Annotated in this window: 15 protein-coding genes; 8 read left to right on the top strand and 7 right to left on the bottom strand. The window is 63.4% G+C overall.

Annotated features, from left to right (window positions below):
- From ACERIT_RS03170 to acnA, 5 genes are all read left to right on the top strand, one after another.
- The coding region (locus ACERIT_RS03170) for a hypothetical protein (RefSeq protein ID WP_373673353.1) at positions 1-360 on the top strand (360 nt) is incomplete at its 5' end.
- Positions 361-475: 115 nt separating this feature from the next.
- Positions 476-1,900: an FAD-dependent oxidoreductase gene (locus ACERIT_RS03165; RefSeq protein WP_373673352.1), complete on the top strand. Its 1,425-nt coding sequence runs from the start codon at positions 476-478 to the stop codon at positions 1,898-1,900.
- Positions 1,901-1,962: 62 nt separating this feature from the next.
- The gene (purL, locus tag ACERIT_RS03160) at positions 1,963-4,194 is read left to right on the top strand and encodes a phosphoribosylformylglycinamidine synthase subunit PurL (protein ID WP_373673351.1); all 2,232 of its coding nucleotides are present in this window, start codon (positions 1,963-1,965) and stop codon (positions 4,192-4,194) included.
- Positions 4,195-4,323: 129 nt separating this feature from the next.
- Positions 4,324-5,538 (top strand): ABC transporter ATP-binding protein, encoded by a 1,215-nt coding sequence (locus tag ACERIT_RS03155; RefSeq protein ID WP_373673350.1) that lies wholly within the window; start codon positions 4,324-4,326, stop codon positions 5,536-5,538.
- A 120-nt stretch (positions 5,539-5,658) separates the two neighbouring features.
- A complete protein-coding gene (gene acnA, locus ACERIT_RS03150) occupies positions 5,659-8,442 on the top strand; it encodes an aconitate hydratase AcnA (protein ID WP_373673349.1) in 2,784 nt (927 codons plus the stop codon).
- A 217-nt stretch (positions 8,443-8,659) separates the two neighbouring features.
- Here acnA and ACERIT_RS03145 read toward each other — a convergent pair whose 3' ends face one another.
- The 5 genes from ACERIT_RS03145 to hisC form a co-directional block, all read right to left on the bottom strand.
- Positions 8,660-9,079 carry a CBS domain-containing protein gene (locus ACERIT_RS03145; RefSeq protein WP_373673348.1) on the bottom strand — a complete coding sequence of 140 codons (420 nt, stop codon included), beginning with the start codon at positions 9,077-9,079 and terminating at the stop codon, positions 8,660-8,662.
- Positions 9,080-9,238: 159 nt separating this feature from the next.
- The gene (locus tag ACERIT_RS03140; RefSeq protein WP_373673347.1) at positions 9,239-10,123 is read right to left on the bottom strand and encodes a hypothetical protein; all 885 of its coding nucleotides are present in this window, start codon (positions 10,121-10,123) and stop codon (positions 9,239-9,241) included.
- 121 nt (positions 10,124-10,244) lie between these two features.
- Positions 10,245-10,847: a CDP-alcohol phosphatidyltransferase family protein gene (locus ACERIT_RS03135; RefSeq protein WP_373673346.1), complete on the bottom strand. Its 603-nt coding sequence runs from the start codon at positions 10,845-10,847 to the stop codon at positions 10,245-10,247.
- Between the two features lie 14 nt (positions 10,848-10,861).
- Positions 10,862-11,395 carry an adenylate kinase family protein gene (locus ACERIT_RS03130; protein WP_373673345.1) on the bottom strand — a complete coding sequence of 178 codons (534 nt, stop codon included), beginning with the start codon at positions 11,393-11,395 and terminating at the stop codon, positions 10,862-10,864.
- Positions 11,395-12,489: a histidinol-phosphate transaminase gene (hisC, locus tag ACERIT_RS03125; RefSeq protein WP_373673344.1), complete on the bottom strand. Its 1,095-nt coding sequence runs from the start codon at positions 12,487-12,489 to the stop codon at positions 11,395-11,397. Before hisC ends, ACERIT_RS03130 begins: the two co-directional genes overlap by 1 nt.
- A 159-nt stretch (positions 12,490-12,648) precedes the next feature.
- Between hisC and ACERIT_RS03120 the strand changes: the two genes are divergently transcribed.
- Both ACERIT_RS03120 and ACERIT_RS03115 read left to right on the top strand, forming a co-directional pair.
- The gene (locus ACERIT_RS03120; RefSeq protein WP_373673343.1) at positions 12,649-13,368 is read left to right on the top strand and encodes a metal-dependent hydrolase; all 720 of its coding nucleotides are present in this window, start codon (positions 12,649-12,651) and stop codon (positions 13,366-13,368) included.
- Between the two features lie 109 nt (positions 13,369-13,477).
- Entirely contained in the window at positions 13,478-13,876 is a 399-nt protein-coding gene (locus ACERIT_RS03115; RefSeq protein ID WP_373673342.1) for an OsmC family protein, read from the top strand.
- 48 nt (positions 13,877-13,924) lie between these two features.
- Here the strand turns inward: ACERIT_RS03115 and ACERIT_RS03110 are convergent, their stop codons facing one another.
- A complete protein-coding gene (locus ACERIT_RS03110) occupies positions 13,925-14,059 on the bottom strand; it encodes a hypothetical protein (protein ID WP_373673341.1) in 135 nt (44 codons plus the stop codon).
- Positions 14,060-14,150: 91 nt separating this feature from the next.
- Complete coding sequence (locus ACERIT_RS03105; RefSeq protein WP_373673340.1) at positions 14,151-14,930, bottom strand: HAD-IIA family hydrolase; 780 nt, start codon at positions 14,928-14,930, stop codon at positions 14,151-14,153.
- Positions 14,931-15,095: 165 nt separating this feature from the next.
- On the opposite strand from ACERIT_RS03105, the gene ACERIT_RS03100 reads away from it, so the two are divergent.
- Positions 15,096-15,872, top strand: coding sequence for a GTP cyclohydrolase III (locus ACERIT_RS03100; RefSeq protein WP_373673339.1), 777 nt, complete (start codon positions 15,096-15,098; stop codon positions 15,870-15,872).
- Positions 15,873-15,885 lie beyond the last annotated feature (13 nt).

The raw sequence follows: 15,885 nt of genomic DNA, 5'->3' as shown, positions 1-15,885 counted from the left end.
GCGCGGACCGCCGGTACGGTTATGGCACGCGGCGTGGTCGATCGAAGCATGACGAACGTCGAAGACGTACTCGCGGACCAAGCGGTCAAGTTCGATGACGCGTTCGCCTACGCGTTGAGCCCGGACATGCGCCGACTGATCGTCGTCTTCCTGTTCGGCTGGCTCCTGTTGCCCGTCGGGCTCGCGATATTCTTCTCGCCGGAGTTCCTCGTGGGATTCAGCGGAACGATCCGGCAAGCCACGGGGATGGCGATCGGACTCGTCGTGGTCGTGATCGCGGGCGCGCTACTGTTCGGCGGCCTGATCGGCGCCCTCTTCAAGACGATCGCCGACGGGAACCGGTACGTCAAGGAAGCGTGATCGAGGACGAGCGGAACCGGATCGAGGACGAACCGGGGCCGAGAACAAACCGAAGACGAACCCGGAGGGTCCCAGTACCTCGAACAGTTAGGTGGCCGTGGTTCAAACGGCCTGTATGTCCGATCCGTTCGTGATCATCGGCGGAGACGCAGCGGGATTGAGCGCTGCTAGCAAACTGAAACGGGAGGATCCCGACCGGGAGACCATCGTTCTCGAACGCGGCAAGTGGGTGTCGTATGCCCACTGTGGAATGCCGTACTACGTGAAAGGCGATATCGGGTCGATCACCAAGCTGTTGTCGCTGTCGCCGGAGGCGATTTCCGAGCGCAACATCGACCTCCGGCGAGGACACGAAGTCACTGCCGTCGATCCGGACGCGAGGACGGTCCGCGTCCGAACCGAAACCGATCAGTACACGCTTCCGTACGGCGATCTCCTCATCGCGACAGGGGCCCATGCCATCTCCGATCCGATCGAGGGCGCCGATTTGGAGGGCGCATTCACGATGCACGGAATGGATGCCGCCGCCGCGCTTCGAGCCTTCCTCACTCCGCCGGAGGAGATCGATCCCGAGACGGTCGACGACGAGTACGTCGATCGTGATCGCGTCGAGACCTATGCGAACCGGGAACCGCCGGAGTCGGTGGCGGTCATCGGCGGGGGATACGTCGGCATCGAGATGGTAGAGGCCTTCCAGGCACACGATCTCGATGTCCACCTCTTTCATAAGTACGACGGCGTGTTGATGCCGTTCGGTGAGGCGGTGGGCGATCGGGTGAACGAGACGCTACGCGAACACGGGGTGCGACTCCACCTCGAAACGGAGGTCCACGAGATCGTCGGCGACGAGCGGGTCGAGGGAGTCATCGCCGATGACGGTCGGACGTCCGTCGACGTCGCGCTCGTCGGGATCGGGATCCAACCGAACACGGAGATCGTCGAGGAAACCGACATCGAGTGTGGCGACTCCGGTGCGATCGCTACCGACGAGTTCGGGCGTACGAACCGCGAGCACGTCTACGCCGCCGGGGACTGTGCGGAGATGCGACATGCCGTGACTGGCGAGCCGGCGTGGGTCCCGCTCGGATTGACAGCCAACCGGGCGGGCCGGGCGATCGGACAAACCGTCGCGGGCGATCCCACACCCGTCGGGGACATCGTGGGGACGGCGGCGGTGAAGGCCTTCGAGATGGAATGTGCTCGAACGGGGACCATCGACCTCGAACGGGCGCGAGACGCCGGCTTCGATCCCGTTCGCGAGACCGTTACTGCCTCCTCCCGCTCCGGCTATTACCCCGGTGCCGCCGAAACGACCGTCACGCTCGTCGCGGATCGCGGGACCGGCCGACTTCTCGGTGGGACGATCGTCGGGAGCGACCGTGCCGCGATACGCATCGACACCCTTGCGACGGCGATCGAGGGCGGAATGACCGTTGGGGAAATGGAGCGACTCGACCTCGCGTACGCGCCGCCGTTCAGCCCGGTCTGGGATCCAGTCCTCGTGGCGGCCAAAGTGCTGAACGGATCCCTCGACGATTAGTCAGTATCCACGTACGTGCACATGAAAAAGCATTAGAACGCCCAAAGTAACCATACAGGTGAATGAGCCTGTCCGATTCGGACGCCGAACTCGTCCGCGCGGAACTCGGCCGTGATCCCACCGCAGCCGAGGCCGCGCTGTTCGAAAACCTCTGGAGCGAACACTGCGCGTACCGCTCCTCGCGACCGTTGCTCGGTGCCTTCGAGAGCGAGGGCGATGCCGTCGTCGTCGGTCCGGGCGACGATGCCGCCGTGCTGGCGCTGCCGACCCCTGAGGCCGCGGAGACGTTCCCCGCCGACCGTGACGCCGACGACTACGGCGGCACCTACGTCACCTTCGGGATCGAGAGCCACAATCATCCCTCCTACGTCGATCCCTTCGACGGTGCTGCGACCGGCGTCGGTGGGATCGTCCGCGATACGATGAGCATGGGCGCCTACCCGATCGCGCTGCTCGACTCGCTATACTTCGGCGCGTTCGATCGAGATCACACGAAATACCTCCTCGAAGGCGTCGTCGAAGGGATTTCCCACTACGGCAACTGCATCGGCGTTCCGACCGTCGGCGGGAGCGTCGCCTTCCACGACGGCTACGAGGGGAACCCGCTCGTCAACGTCGCCTGCGTCGGACTCACGACCGACGACCGACTCGTGACCGCGACCGCGACGGAACCCGGAAACAAACTCATGCTCGTCGGCAACGCCACTGGCCGGGACGGTCTGGGCGGCGCCTCCTTCGCCTCCGAAGACCTCGCGGAGGACGCGGAGACGGAGGACAGACCGGCGGTGCAGGTCGGCGATCCCTACACCGAGAAGCTACTCATCGAGTGCAACGAGGCGCTCGTCGACGAGGACCTCGTCCTCGCCGCTCGCGATCTGGGTGCGGCCGGGCTCGGCGGCGCCTCCTCGGAATTGGTCGCGAAGGGGGGACTCGGCGCCCACATCGAACTCGAACGCGTCCACCAGCGCGAGCCGAACATGTCGGCGCTCGAAATTCTCCTCGCGGAGTCCCAGGAGCGAATGTGCTATGAGGTCGCCCCCGAGAACGTCGAGCGCGTCCGTGAACTGGCTGATCGTTTCCACCTCGGGTGCTCCGTCATCGGCGAAGTGACGGACGGGACCTACACCTGCACCTTCGAAGGCGAGACGGTCGTCGACGTGGACGCCGAGTTCCTCGCCGACGGCGCGCCGATGAACGATCTCGAATCCGTCTCGCCAACGGAGCCCTCGCGTGACCGCCCCGAGGTCGGACTCGAGGAGGCCTTCGAGGCCGTTATCTCTGCGCCCTCGACCGCAAGCAAGCGATGGGTCTATCGTCAGTACGACCACGAGGTCGGCGTCCGAACGGCACTCACTCCCGGCGACGACGCGGCGATCATGGCGATCAGGGAGGCAGCCGATGGGAACCGAGACGACGCGACGGACACGAGCACGAAAGCGGAGGCCGATTCGGAGACGGGAGTTGGACTCGCGCTCTCATCGGGCGCCAATCCCGACTGGACGGAGACCGATCCCCACGACGGCGCCCGTGCGGTCGCACTTGAGAACGCGACGAACCTCGCCGCAAAAGGTGCCGTTCCTCTCGCCGCCGTCGACTGTCTCAACGGCGGGAATCCCGAAAAGTCCGAGGTCTACGGCGGCTTCGAGGCCATCGTCGACGGACTCGCCGAGATGTGTGCGGCCCTTGAGACGCCGGTCGTCGGCGGGAACGTCTCCCTGTACAACGACAGCGTCGCCGGCCCGATTCCGCCGACGCCGACGCTCGCCATTATCGGCACGAAACGCGGCTACGACGCCCCGCCGGCCGCACTCGATGCGGACGTAGCTGACGAGTCGGAACTCCTGCTCGTTGGGGAAGGCGGGGGCGCGCTCGGTGGATCACAGTATCTCTCGCAGATCGGCGGAACCGACCGATTCCCGTCGCTGCCGGAGGATCCGGCGGATCTGGTCGACACCCTCGCTCGGATCGCACGTGCGGAGTCGACGGTCGCCGCCCACGACGTGAGTGACGGAGGGCTCGCGGTCACGATCGCGGAACTCGTGACTACCGAGGCTGGCGCCGACGTCGAACTTCCGGATCACGTAGCCGCCTTCGAGGAGACGCCCGGGCGACTCGTCGTCCAGACGACCGATCCCGAGGCGGTCGCCGATATTGCCGACGACGTGCCCGTCCTTCGACTCGGATCGGTCACCACGGACGGTCGACTCGATCTGACCGTTGACGACGAGCACGTGGCGGCGACTGCCGAGTCGATCCGGGACGTTCGGGACGTGCTCGAACGAGAGATCGCCTGACTGAAGGAGGATCGACCGGGTGTGAGAGTCCGCCCGTCCGGATTCGTTGACCGCGAGCGACACGTTTTTAGGTGTTCCTAAAATACCATCGAGTAACGACCACTCGAGATGCGTGGTGGGAACTCGTCCATGTCACAACAAGGTTCACAGGCTCGTGGGGCGGTCGACGCCGATTCTGCCGACTCGTCGCCGCCGAAACCGGACGCGGGATCGAGTTCGAACGTCGCCGGGATCTCGGATTCCGTGTCCGAGACGACGGCGGAGTCGACCCCGATCGCGGCCGGCAGCAAGACCGTCCTGGCGCTCGACGGTATCCACAAGCGGTTCGGCCCCGAATCCGCCGTGTCGGGAGTCGATCTGGCGGTTCGAGACGGCGAGTTGTTGACGCTTCTTGGCCCCTCCGGCTGTGGGAAGACCACGATGCTCCGTCTCATCGCCGGGCTGGAGACGCCGAGCGAGGGTCAGATCACGATCGGGGACGCCCGCGTCGCCGATCCCGACCTGTGTGTGACACCCGAGAATCGCGACGTCGGCATCGTCTTTCAGGATTTCGCGTTGTTCCCCCATCTGTCCGTCCGTGAGAACATTGCCTTCGGCCTCACGGAGCTGTCGGCCACGGAGACGGAGGAACGGGTAAGCGAGCTGTTGGAACTCGTGAACATGCCCGATCACGGCGAGAAGACTCCGGACCAGCTTTCCGGCGGGCAAAAACAGCGCGTCGCACTCGCCCGTTCGCTCGCGCCCGAGCCGGACGTTCTGCTTTTGGACGAACCCTTCTCGAACCTCGACGTCCGGCTCCGCGTGGAGATGCGCGAGGAGGTCCGCCGCATCCTCAAGGAAGCGGGCGTCACCGCCGTCTCGGTCACTCACGACCAGGAGGAGGCGCTCTCGATCTCCGATCGCATCGCCGTCATGGCGGACGGGAAACTCGAACAGATCGGAACGCCGGAGTCGGTGTTCGAACAGCCGGAATCGAAGTTCGTCGCGTCCTTTTTGGGTCGAGCGTCGTTCCTGAAAGGGCATCTCCGTTCGGGCACCGTCGAGACCGGGATCGGCCGGTTCAACGCCGCCACGCTGGAGGGGTACGACACCGTCTACGACGGCGCGCCCGTCGATGTCCTCGTCCGACCCGACGACCTCCGGGCGTCCCCCTCAAGCGAGGAGACGGCGGATGGGACGGTCGTCTCCAGACAGTACGTCGGCCCCTCGTTCGTCTACCGCGTCGAGTTGGCCTCCGGCGAGTCGGTCCACTGCCTGCACAACCATGCCGAGGAGTTCGATCTCGACGAGTCGGTCACCGTCGATCTCGTCGCGGACCACCCCCTCGCGTGGTATCCACGGTAGTCGAACCGCGACGCTCGACGCTCAGTTCTCGAAACGCCTCGCCGAGTCCCCACGACGATTTCTCACTGCGCTGGATTCGGGGACGGATTAATGCTCTGTCCCACCGAAGTACAAGTCATTATGACCGGAACAGCTCCGTTCGATGCGGTTCGCGAACTCGAAGTCGACGGCACCACTTACAAGATGGCCGATCTCGGAGCGCTCGAAGAGCAGGGGCTCTGTGATCTCGATACGCTTCCGGTAAGCATTCGGATCCTTCTGGAATCAGTTCTCCGGAACGCCGACGGAACGACGATTACCGAATCGGACGTCGCGAATGCAGCCGCCTGGGAACCGGACGTTCCGGACGCGGAGGTCCCCTTCTCGCCATCTCGGGTCGTCCTGCAGGACCTCACCGGCGTGCCCGCGGTCGTCGATCTGGCTGCGCTTCGATCGGAGGCCGACCGCAAAGGCCGAGATCCAACGCTCGTCGAGCCGGAGATCCCCTGTGATCTCGTGATCGACCACAGCGTCCAGGTCGACTATTTCGACTCCGAGGACGCCTACGAGAAGAACGTGGACCTGGAGTACGAGCGTAATGCGGAGCGGTATCGGGCGATCAAGTGGGCCCAGAACGCTTTCGAGAACTTCAACGTCGTCCCGCCGGGAACGGGGATCGTCCATCAGGTCAACCTCGAACACCTCGGTCGTGTCGTCCACGCTCGCGAACGGGACGGCGAGAACTGGCTTGTGCCTGACACGCTCGTCGGCACGGATAGCCATACGCCGATGATCGGCGGTATCGGCGTCGTTGGCTGGGGTGTCGGCGGCATCGAAGCGGAAGCGGCGATGCTCGGCCAACCGATCACGATGAAGCTCCCGGAAGTCGTCGGCGTCAAACTTGAGGGCGACCTTCCGGATGGCGCGACGGCGACTGACCTCGTGCTCCACATCACCGAGACGCTCCGGGAGGTGGGCGTCGTCGACCGGTTCGTCGAATTCTTCGGTCCCGGCGTGGAGAATCTCACCGTGCCCGATCGGGCGACGATCGCCAATATGGCACCCGAACAGGGCTCGACCATCAGCATGTTCCCGGTCGACGAGACGACGCTCGATTATCTCGAACTCACGGGTCGTGACCCCGAGCATATCGAGCTCGTCCGCGAGTACCTCAAAGCGCAGGGACTGTTCGGAGAACAGGAGCCGGACTACACCGAAGTCGTCGAATTCGATCTTTCGACGGTCGAACCGAGCCTCGCTGGTCACAAGCGCCCCCAGGACCGTATCCCGATGGGGGACGTAAAACGTAGCTTCCGGGGGCTCCTCCACGGTAAGTTCGAGGAACACCTCGACGACGTCGACGAGGATGCCCTCCAGCGGTGGCTCGGCGAAGGTGGTGCGGCCGGTGCAGAGACCGATGGCGGCGTCCAGGTCGAGGCAGACCCCGATCTGGGCCCGCTGACGAAGCGCGTTGAGGTCGACCTCGACGGAGAACCGGTCGAGATCGGACACGGAGACGTCCTCGTCAGCGCCATCACGAGCTGTACGAACACGTCGAATCCGTCCGTGATGATCGCGGCCGGCTTGCTCGCTCGGAATGCCGTCGAGAAGGGGCTGGACGTGCCTGCCTACGTCAAAACGAGTCTCGCACCCGGCAGCCGAGTCGTCACGCAGTATCTCGAGGAATCGGACCTCCTCCACTATCTCGAAGCACTCGGGTACGCCGTCGTGGGCTATGGCTGTACGACCTGTATCGGGAATGCGGGACCGCTTCCCGACCCGATCGAGCAGGCTATCGACGACCACGACCTCTGGACGACGAGCGTCCTCTCGGGGAACCGCAACTTCGAAGCGCGCATCCACCCGAAGATCCGGGCGAACTACCTCGCGAGCCCGCCGCTTGTCGTCGCCTACGGTCTCGCTGGACGGATGGATATCGATCTCGAACAGGAGCCACTTGGAACCGACGAAGACGGGGAGCCGGTCTATCTGGCGGACATCTGGCCGGACACCGAGGAAGTGCAGACCGCTATCCACGACACCGTCTCGCCCGAGATGTTCGAGGAGAAGTATGCCTCCGTGTACGAGGGCGACGAGCGCTGGGCCGCTCTCGACGCGCCAACCGGTGACGTCTACGAGTGGGACGACGACTCGACGTACATTCGCGAACCGCCGTTTTTCCAGGACTTCCCGCTGGAGAAACCCGGTGTCGACGACATCGAGGACGCCCGCTGTCTGTTGACGCTCGGCGATACCGTTACCACGGATCACATCAGTCCAGCCGGACCGTTCGGATCGGACCTCCCCGCCGGACAGTGGTTACAAGACCACGGCGTCGAACCACACGACTTCAACACCTACGGATCACGCCGTGGCAACCACGAGGTGATGATGCGGGGGACGTTCGCCAACGTCCGCATCGAAAACGAGATGCTCGACGACGTCGAGGGCGGGTATACGATCCATCACCCGACCGAAGAACAAACGACCGTCTTCGAAGCCAGTCAGCGCTATCGAGAAGAGGGGGTTCCGCTCGTTGTACTGGCTGGCGAGGAGTTCGGAACCGGGTCCAGCCGGGATTGGGCGGCCAAAGGAACGGATCTGTTGGGTGTCCGTGCAACGATCGCCGAGAGCTACGAGCGCATCTACCGCGATAACCTCGTCGGGATGGGGGTGTTACCCTTGCAGTTCCAGAACGATGATTCGTGGGAATCGCTCGGGTTGGACGGGACAGAGGTATTCACGATTCGTGGTCTCGACGACGGTCTCGACGTGATGGACGAACTAACAATCAGTGCCGAGCGTGAGGACGGGTCGATCGTCGAGTTCCCGGTGACGGCACAGGTCGGGACGCCGGCTGCCGTGACGTACATCGAACACGGAGGGATTCTCCACTACGTCCTCAGACGGCTTCTCACTCGGTGATCTGACACCGATCCCGCCTGGCGGTCCGGCGGGACGGATTCCGTTCGTTGGCAACTGGGCTACGATTCTGCAAAACAGCGTTGATAGGGTTCACGTCGGACGAATCCGTCGCCGCGGGCCACGAGATCGACTATCAGTATCGCGGACCACGATCAGCGCCGCGGGCCACCTCCGGGACGTGCGTCCACGAAGGGCAGCCGGATCGCGGAGCGCTTCGTCAGTATTCGGGTCGCTGGGCCCGGATGATCTCCGCGAACTGCTGTTGCTCGTCGGCAAGCAGTTCATTCAGGTCATCGGCGGTAATGATCCCCACGAGGCTATCGCCCTCACAGACGGGGAGCCGCCGGATTCCGTTTTCAGCCATCAGGTTGCTGGCCTCATAGAAGCCGGCGTTGGACTCGACTGTACAGAGATCGCTGGTCATTACGTCTTCGGCGGTCTGGCCCGCCGGGTCAACTCCTTCCCCAAGGACGCGAACGGTCAGATCTCGATCCGTGACGATACCGACCGGCGCGTCCCCGCTCGTTATCACGATGCTTCCAACGCCCTCTTCGTCCATGGTCGCTGCGAGGCCGGCAACTGACGTTTCGGGATCGGCTGTTACGACGTCGCTTCGGGCTAGATCTTCGATTGGCATTTGGATTCTCCTCACCGAATGATTCGGTCAGTATCACATAATAGATGAGTATGATTCCTACCATGTAGGAATTCAAGGAGGAGATTATAATCGCCGAGATCGATCTCGATACCGGCTCTGTGTGGCCGATTACCGGGGTGAATTCGTCACCACGACAGCTCACATCAGCACAACTGCGGTGATGAGCCCAAGGCCGGCCAACCCAGTGAGGAGACCAAAGAGCAGACCCCCACCGCCACGGGAAACATCGTCGAACGGATGAGTGGACAAATGAAGGGTCGATTCTTCAGATCCAGTCATGATGAATCGGTCCGGATGTGTCGCTGACCCCACGACATCGTGTCGCGGAGTTGCGTATCCGAGAACACTAACCTTGTCTCCCTGCTGTAGCGTCTGTTCGTAATACTGTCGTTTACTCGCGTCGACGACCCACTCCGTCGCCATCGGATCCAAACGGATACCCTGGGTCGAATCCACGAAGTCAGCAACCCGTGGTGGTGGCGATTCCTCGTAACCGGTTTCGACGTGGACGTCGAACGAGTCAAATTCACACCACAGTCCCTCCAGGGAGACGCCGTCCGGCTCAAGGAATCGCTCCGGTGTAAATACCTCGTCCGTTTCGTTCCCGACAACTCGATCGTCAATATCTATGAGCAACTTCCCGCTTTCATCCTGGATATAAAACGGGACGGAGTGAACACCGGATGCTGCGGACTCCCAACTTCGTGTTTTCGATGTATCGTACAGTTCCTCGATCTCCCACGCAGCGAGGACACACTCTCGATCACCCTTTACAGGAGACGTGAACGTATCCCTCTCGAATTTCGGAACGACCGTCCCTCGAATTCGGGTGACGCCCGCTGACTCCACATCCGCAACCGCTGTTCGGGGCGTCTCAGTAACCAGAGCTGCTTTCCGGCGCTGTTTCCACCCCGTATAGAATGAAAGACTGCTGGCAAGCAACAGCAGAACGCCACCCCACATTGCAAGTTCACGAAGGACGTCGACAAGCCACCCCCCGATAATCAGAATTGGTGACAACATACTGAATGACGATTACGGAACGGTGATATTTGTAACCCACTACTAGTGAACCGCCTCGGGGTCAAGCCCCGAGGCACTCGCCTTGCACCGCCTGTAGATAGTAGCAATAAACGAACCACGCTTACAGATCCGACCAAGCGCCCCAAAAGCGCTGGACTGCGGTGAAGTGACCGACGACGGCAAACAGAGCGAGGAGGACGCCCACGATCCCGACCCCGGAGACGATCGGGTCCGGGACGATCGCGGCGAGAACGCCACCGATCCCGACGAGTGCGAGCCGATCGGCTCGGCCAAGCAGCCCGCCGTACTCGCGACCGAGGCCGACTGCCTGGATCTGCGTCCCGAGATAGGAGGTCATCAACACGCCGGTGACGGCGGCGAGTCCGAGCCCGTATCTGCCGATCCCGGCGGCGAGACCGGCGAGGATGGCGATGTCGGCGTACCGATCGAGGACGTGATCGAGGAGATCCCCGCCGGAGGAATCGACGCCCTGCAGGCGTGCCAGCGCGCCGTCGACGAGGTCGAGCCAGCCATTCACGAAGACGAGCAGTGCTCCCGAGAGATATCCGAGCGGCGTCGCAAGCGAAAACGTCACGCCGGCGGCGATGGCCGCGAGGAACGCGAGCATGCTGACTCGATCGGGGGTCAACCCCAGCCGATCCGCGGCGGTAACACACGGCGCGAGCAGGCGGTCCGCGACGGAACGAAATCGGTCGAGCGTCATCGTTGGCCGTCCATCTACAGATACCCGGTGAAATCCACGGTTCCGGCGCTCGGTTCACGATCGCCGTCGATGACCCGGGCGATCTCAGTCGCGACGGCCGCCGGATCGCGGTCGGTCGTGTCGATCTCATAGACGTTCTCGAGTCCGAACCGCTCGACCGCCTCCGAGAGGATCACGTCGAGTGCCTCGCTTTCGGCGTTCTCACGCGCCTTTGCTGCGGACTCGCCTCGCTCCCGAAGCCGGTCCTCGAGGACCGACGGCGCACACCGAAGCACTACGACGCGATCGGCCGCAAAGTAATGTGCCAGATGCGACTCGAGAATACCCTCCCACTCGCCGAGCCGGTCAGCGATCGCATCGATGTCGGCGACCAGCGAGCCTCGGTCCTCGTCGCGTTCGATCCAGAGGGAATCGTCGGACTCGATCAGCTCGTTGAGGTGGATGACGGGAACGGTTCGGTCCGGACCTCGCGGGTCATCCTCGTCCTCCAGAAGCCTCGTCGCGGAGGTCTTTCCCGTGCCGGGCGTCCCGGTGACGGCGAGACGCATCACGCGTACACACCAAGTTCCAGCCGTTCGAGGACGCCGTTTATCGTCTCAATTGCCGTCCGCGTCTCCTCGCGTGTTCCGGTCGTGATTCGGATGCAGTCGGGGAGCCCGAACGAGGTGCAATCGCGAACGATGACGCCTTCCGCTTGGGCGGCCTCGGTCACCCGTTCGGCGTCGCCGACCGCGGCGAGCACGAAGTTTCCGGCGGATTCGAAGGTCGAAGCATCGAGGTGGTCGCGAATGTACGCCCGTCCCCATCGCGCCGACTCGATCGATCTGTCGAGGTGGTCGTCGTCGTCGAGTGCCGCCAGCGCGGCTCGACAGGCGAGTTCACTGGCCGCAAAGGGGGTATTGACCCGAGCGTAGGCATCGGCCCATTCCTCCGGGACGATCGCGTATCCCACGCGAAGGCCAGCGAGCCCGTAGGCCTTCGAGAACGTCCGCAGGACTGCGACGTCATCGCGCTCATCGAGCAGCGAAACTGCGGAGGGCATCTCGGCGAACTCGCCGTAGGCCTCGTCGACAACGACGAGCGTCTCCTCGGCCGTCGCGTCGGCGAGAAGGCGCACCTGATCGAGTGACATCGTCGATCCGGAGGGATTGTGCGGGGAGGTGACATAGACCATGCGCTCGCCGCCGTAGGCATCCAGAACGGTCTCGGCGGTCTGGTCGAAGGATTCGGCTCGATCGAGGGTATACGTCGACACCTCGCCGTGGTGATATCGCGCGGACATCCCGTAGTAGGCGAATCCGGGATCGGGGACGAGAACCCGATCCTCGGGCTCAAGCATCGCTCGCGAGAGGTAGTCGATCGACCCGTCAGCCCCCGCGGACACCCATATCCCTTCGTCGCTCACGTCCCAGCGTTCGGCGAGCCGGGCCCTGAGATCGGCGTGTGAGGATTTCGGGTAGACGCGTATCGCCTCGGCGTGCTCGCGGATGGCGGCGACGGCGTCGGGGCTTGCACCGTGGGGGTTTTCGTTCGAGGACAGCGTGATCAACTCCTCGGGATCCATCCCGAGTTCGCGGGCGACCTCCTCGTCGCCACGACCGGGAACGTACGGGGAGTGATCGGAAAGGTCCCGTGGCTGCATACGCTCCAGTGAGCGGTCGTCGCCCTTAAGCGTGCAGCATCCGGAGGCCGATTTCGTAGTATCCGGAAGCCGATCCGAGGGCGTCGATCCGGTTTTGTGTTTCGATTCCTCGATCGCCGCCGGTATTTATTATGCATCCGTTCGACGTTTCACGTGACCATGGAGCTCACTTGGCACGGCCACTCCACGTGGCACGTCTCCGTCGACGGAACCGATCTGCTCATCGATCCGTTCTTCGACAATCCGAAGACGGACGTCACTTCCGAGGAGCTCGACCCCGACTACCTGCTTTTGACGCACGGCCACGCCGACCACATCGGCGACGCCGGAGCATATCCCGACGCGACCCTCGTTGCGACTCCCGAGCTCGTGGGCTATCTTCAGGACGAACACGGTCATTCCGACGCAGTCGGCGGGATGGGAATGAACATCGGCGGAACCGTCGAGTGCGGCGACGCCTGGGTGACGATGGTTCGGGCGGACCACTCGAACGGGATCGCCACTGACTATGAATACTCCGCCGGGATGCCCACGGGATTCGTGGTCTCCGATAGGAAGCCGACTCACGAGCCCGCCGGGGAAACGTCGACGTTCTATCACGCAGGGGACACGAGCCTGATGGTCGAGATGCGTGAGGTCATCGGTCCGTTCCTCGAACCCGACGCCGCCGCGGTTCCGGTCGGCGACCACTTCACGATGGGGGCTGCGCAGGCGGCGATCGCGGCCGACTGGGTCGAGGCGGACGTCGCCTTCCCGATGCACTACGACACGTTCCCGCCCATCGAGATGGACACCGACGAGTTCGTCCGCGAGGTCGAGGCGACCGGTACCCCGACCGAGGCCGTGGTCCTCGACGGCGACGAGACCTACGAGCTTTGAGAACCGAGGAGATCTACGAGCTTTGAGTTTCGGTCACGACGTCGGACGGGACGTCGATCGAGATCGAGACGGTAACCTTTAGGACGTCTCCGCCGGAGTTACGGACGTCATGTCCGACATCGAAACCACGACTGTGAGCGAGGAGGGCTACGCGTGTACGAGTCAGGTCGGCGAGTTCGATTTGCAGGTCGATGCGACCGGCGAGACCGGCCCGGACCCGAACACGACGCTCGTTGCCACCTACGCCTCCTGTTATATCCCGGCATTCCGCGTCGGCGGCCAACAGCGCGGTGTCGACGACCTCGGTAAAGTACAGATCGACGCCTCCGCCGAGCTCGATGACGACGACGATCTCGCGTCGATCGCCTTCGATCTCCACGTTGAGGCGGACCTGGACGACGAGGAAATGGAGGAGATCGTCGAGCGAGGCGAGGATATCTGCCACGTCCATTCCGCGCTCCGTGAGGAGCTTCGAGCCGACATCTCCGCCTACGGCGACGCGTTCTGAGAGGCCGCGATTCGTCGTCCGAATCGACCCGATCGACCGATCCGCCGTCTACGACGTTCGTGTTCCTGACGACTCGGCGACTTCCCGAGCGTCGTCCCCGGTCGTCTCGATCGACTCCTTCGACTCCTTCGGTTCGTCGATCCGGTTCCGACGCCAGATGTACGGCGAATCGAACCACTCCATACAGAACAGTCGGCAGGTATTGCTGATAAACCTTTGGTAGAGAGACACGAGCATGGGGCCCAAAACGGAACCAGGGAGTTAGTCGTGAGTCTCAGTCGATCAGGCGATCGATGTCCGCCAGCGAATCGAAGACGTGATCCGGATCGTGGTCGCTCTCGGCGAGGGCCCTCTCGTCCGTCACGCCGGTCAACACGAGGGCGGTCGTCATCCCCGCCCGTTCGCCGAAGGCGATGTCCGTGTCGAGTCGATCGCCGACCATAAGACAGTCCTCGGGATCCGCTCCGAGCCGCTCCGTCACCATTCCGATCGCCGGTTCAAACGGTTTGCCGAGCACGAGGTCCGGCTCCCGTTCGGCGACGCCTGCGATCGCGTTGATGACCGCCCCCGATCCCGGAACATCACGTTCGGGTGCGGGGATAACGACGTCCGGATCGGTTCCGAAGAAGGGGATATCACGCTCGAGCGCCCACAGCGCTCGCGAGAGATCCTCGTAGTCGAACTCCCGGTCGAGGGAGGCCAGGAGCACGTCAGCGTCGTCCACCGAATCAGTCGTTGAGAGGTCGGCGGCCGCGAGCAGATCGAACAGTCCGGATTCGCCGATCACGAACAGGTCGTCGGCAGCGTGATGTCGCTTCAGGTACTCGACCGTCACCGTTCCCGCTGTGACCACCCGATCGACGTCCACCGTGAACCCGGCCGAGCCAAGACGGTCGACGTACGCTGCGGGAGGCTTCGTGGGGTTGTTCGAGACGAACGTCGAATCGATCCCCGCCTCCTCGACGATCCGGTACCCCTCAGGTGCGCCGTCGATCGGCTCGTCACCGCGAACGACGGTTCCGTCGACGTCGAAGACGATCCCTTCGTAGTCCATATCTAAACCAGAGGCGCAAGGCTGGTATTGGTTCCGGGACGCCGTCAACGCCGGATATCGTCCCGCTCGCCCCTATCTGACTCGAGTTCATCACGGATCCGTGACGGCGTGCACGAATCTGATAGCGGAACCCTCAAGCGGTGGTGGGCCCGACACGAAAACATCGTGACGACTACCCAGGTAACGCTCGTCCAGATCGACAACTACGGGCCCTGGACGGTCACCCCCGAACCGCGCCGGGAGATGGACCTCCAGACGCTACAATCGCGTCTGTTTGCGGACCTCGCACAGTTCGTCGGATCGCGTGATGGGTATGTATTTTTCACTCGATTCGACAACATGGTGGCGGTGACGAACGGCCTCGATGCGACCGCTCATGAGCGACTGCAAGCGTCGATCCGAAATCGGTATCCGGTCACCGTCAGTCTCGGCGTCGACGTCGCGGAGCGGCCGATCGATGCCCTCGAGGCTGCCACCCAGCGCGTCCAAGACGCTGGCAGCGCACAGGACCGCGACCGGAGGGAGGTACTCGCGGGTACCTATCGCGATCCGGGCGCCGACGAGGACGTCGCCATCGCTCACTTCGACGTGAACAACGCGACGGGCAAATACACCGATCGACTCAACGAGTTCGACTCGTTCATCCGGATCGAACAGGGGTATGCCACGCTGATGCGGTACATGCGCGAGGAACACGGCGCGCTGTCGTTTTTCGTCGGCGGGGACAACGTCATCGCGACCTGTCCGGATCTCGGTGCCGCCGACTACCGTGCGGCGATCGATCACGTCAACGAGGCCGCCGACGTCGAGTTGAAGGTCGGCGTCGGATACGGCCGATCCGCACACGAGGCCGGGTTCGCGGCGAAACACGCCCTCGAGGACTGCCGGTATGAGGAGACGATCGTCGAGTTCGCGGGCGCACCCTCGGCGGTCACCGAGTGACGGTGACGAGGCG

Origin of the sequence: Halopenitus sp. H-Gu1 (assembly GCF_041821145.1) — an archaeon.
Taxonomy (GTDB): Archaea; Halobacteriota; Halobacteria; order Halobacteriales; family Haloferacaceae; genus Halopenitus.
This window is presented reverse-complemented; position numbering and strand designations above follow the sequence as displayed.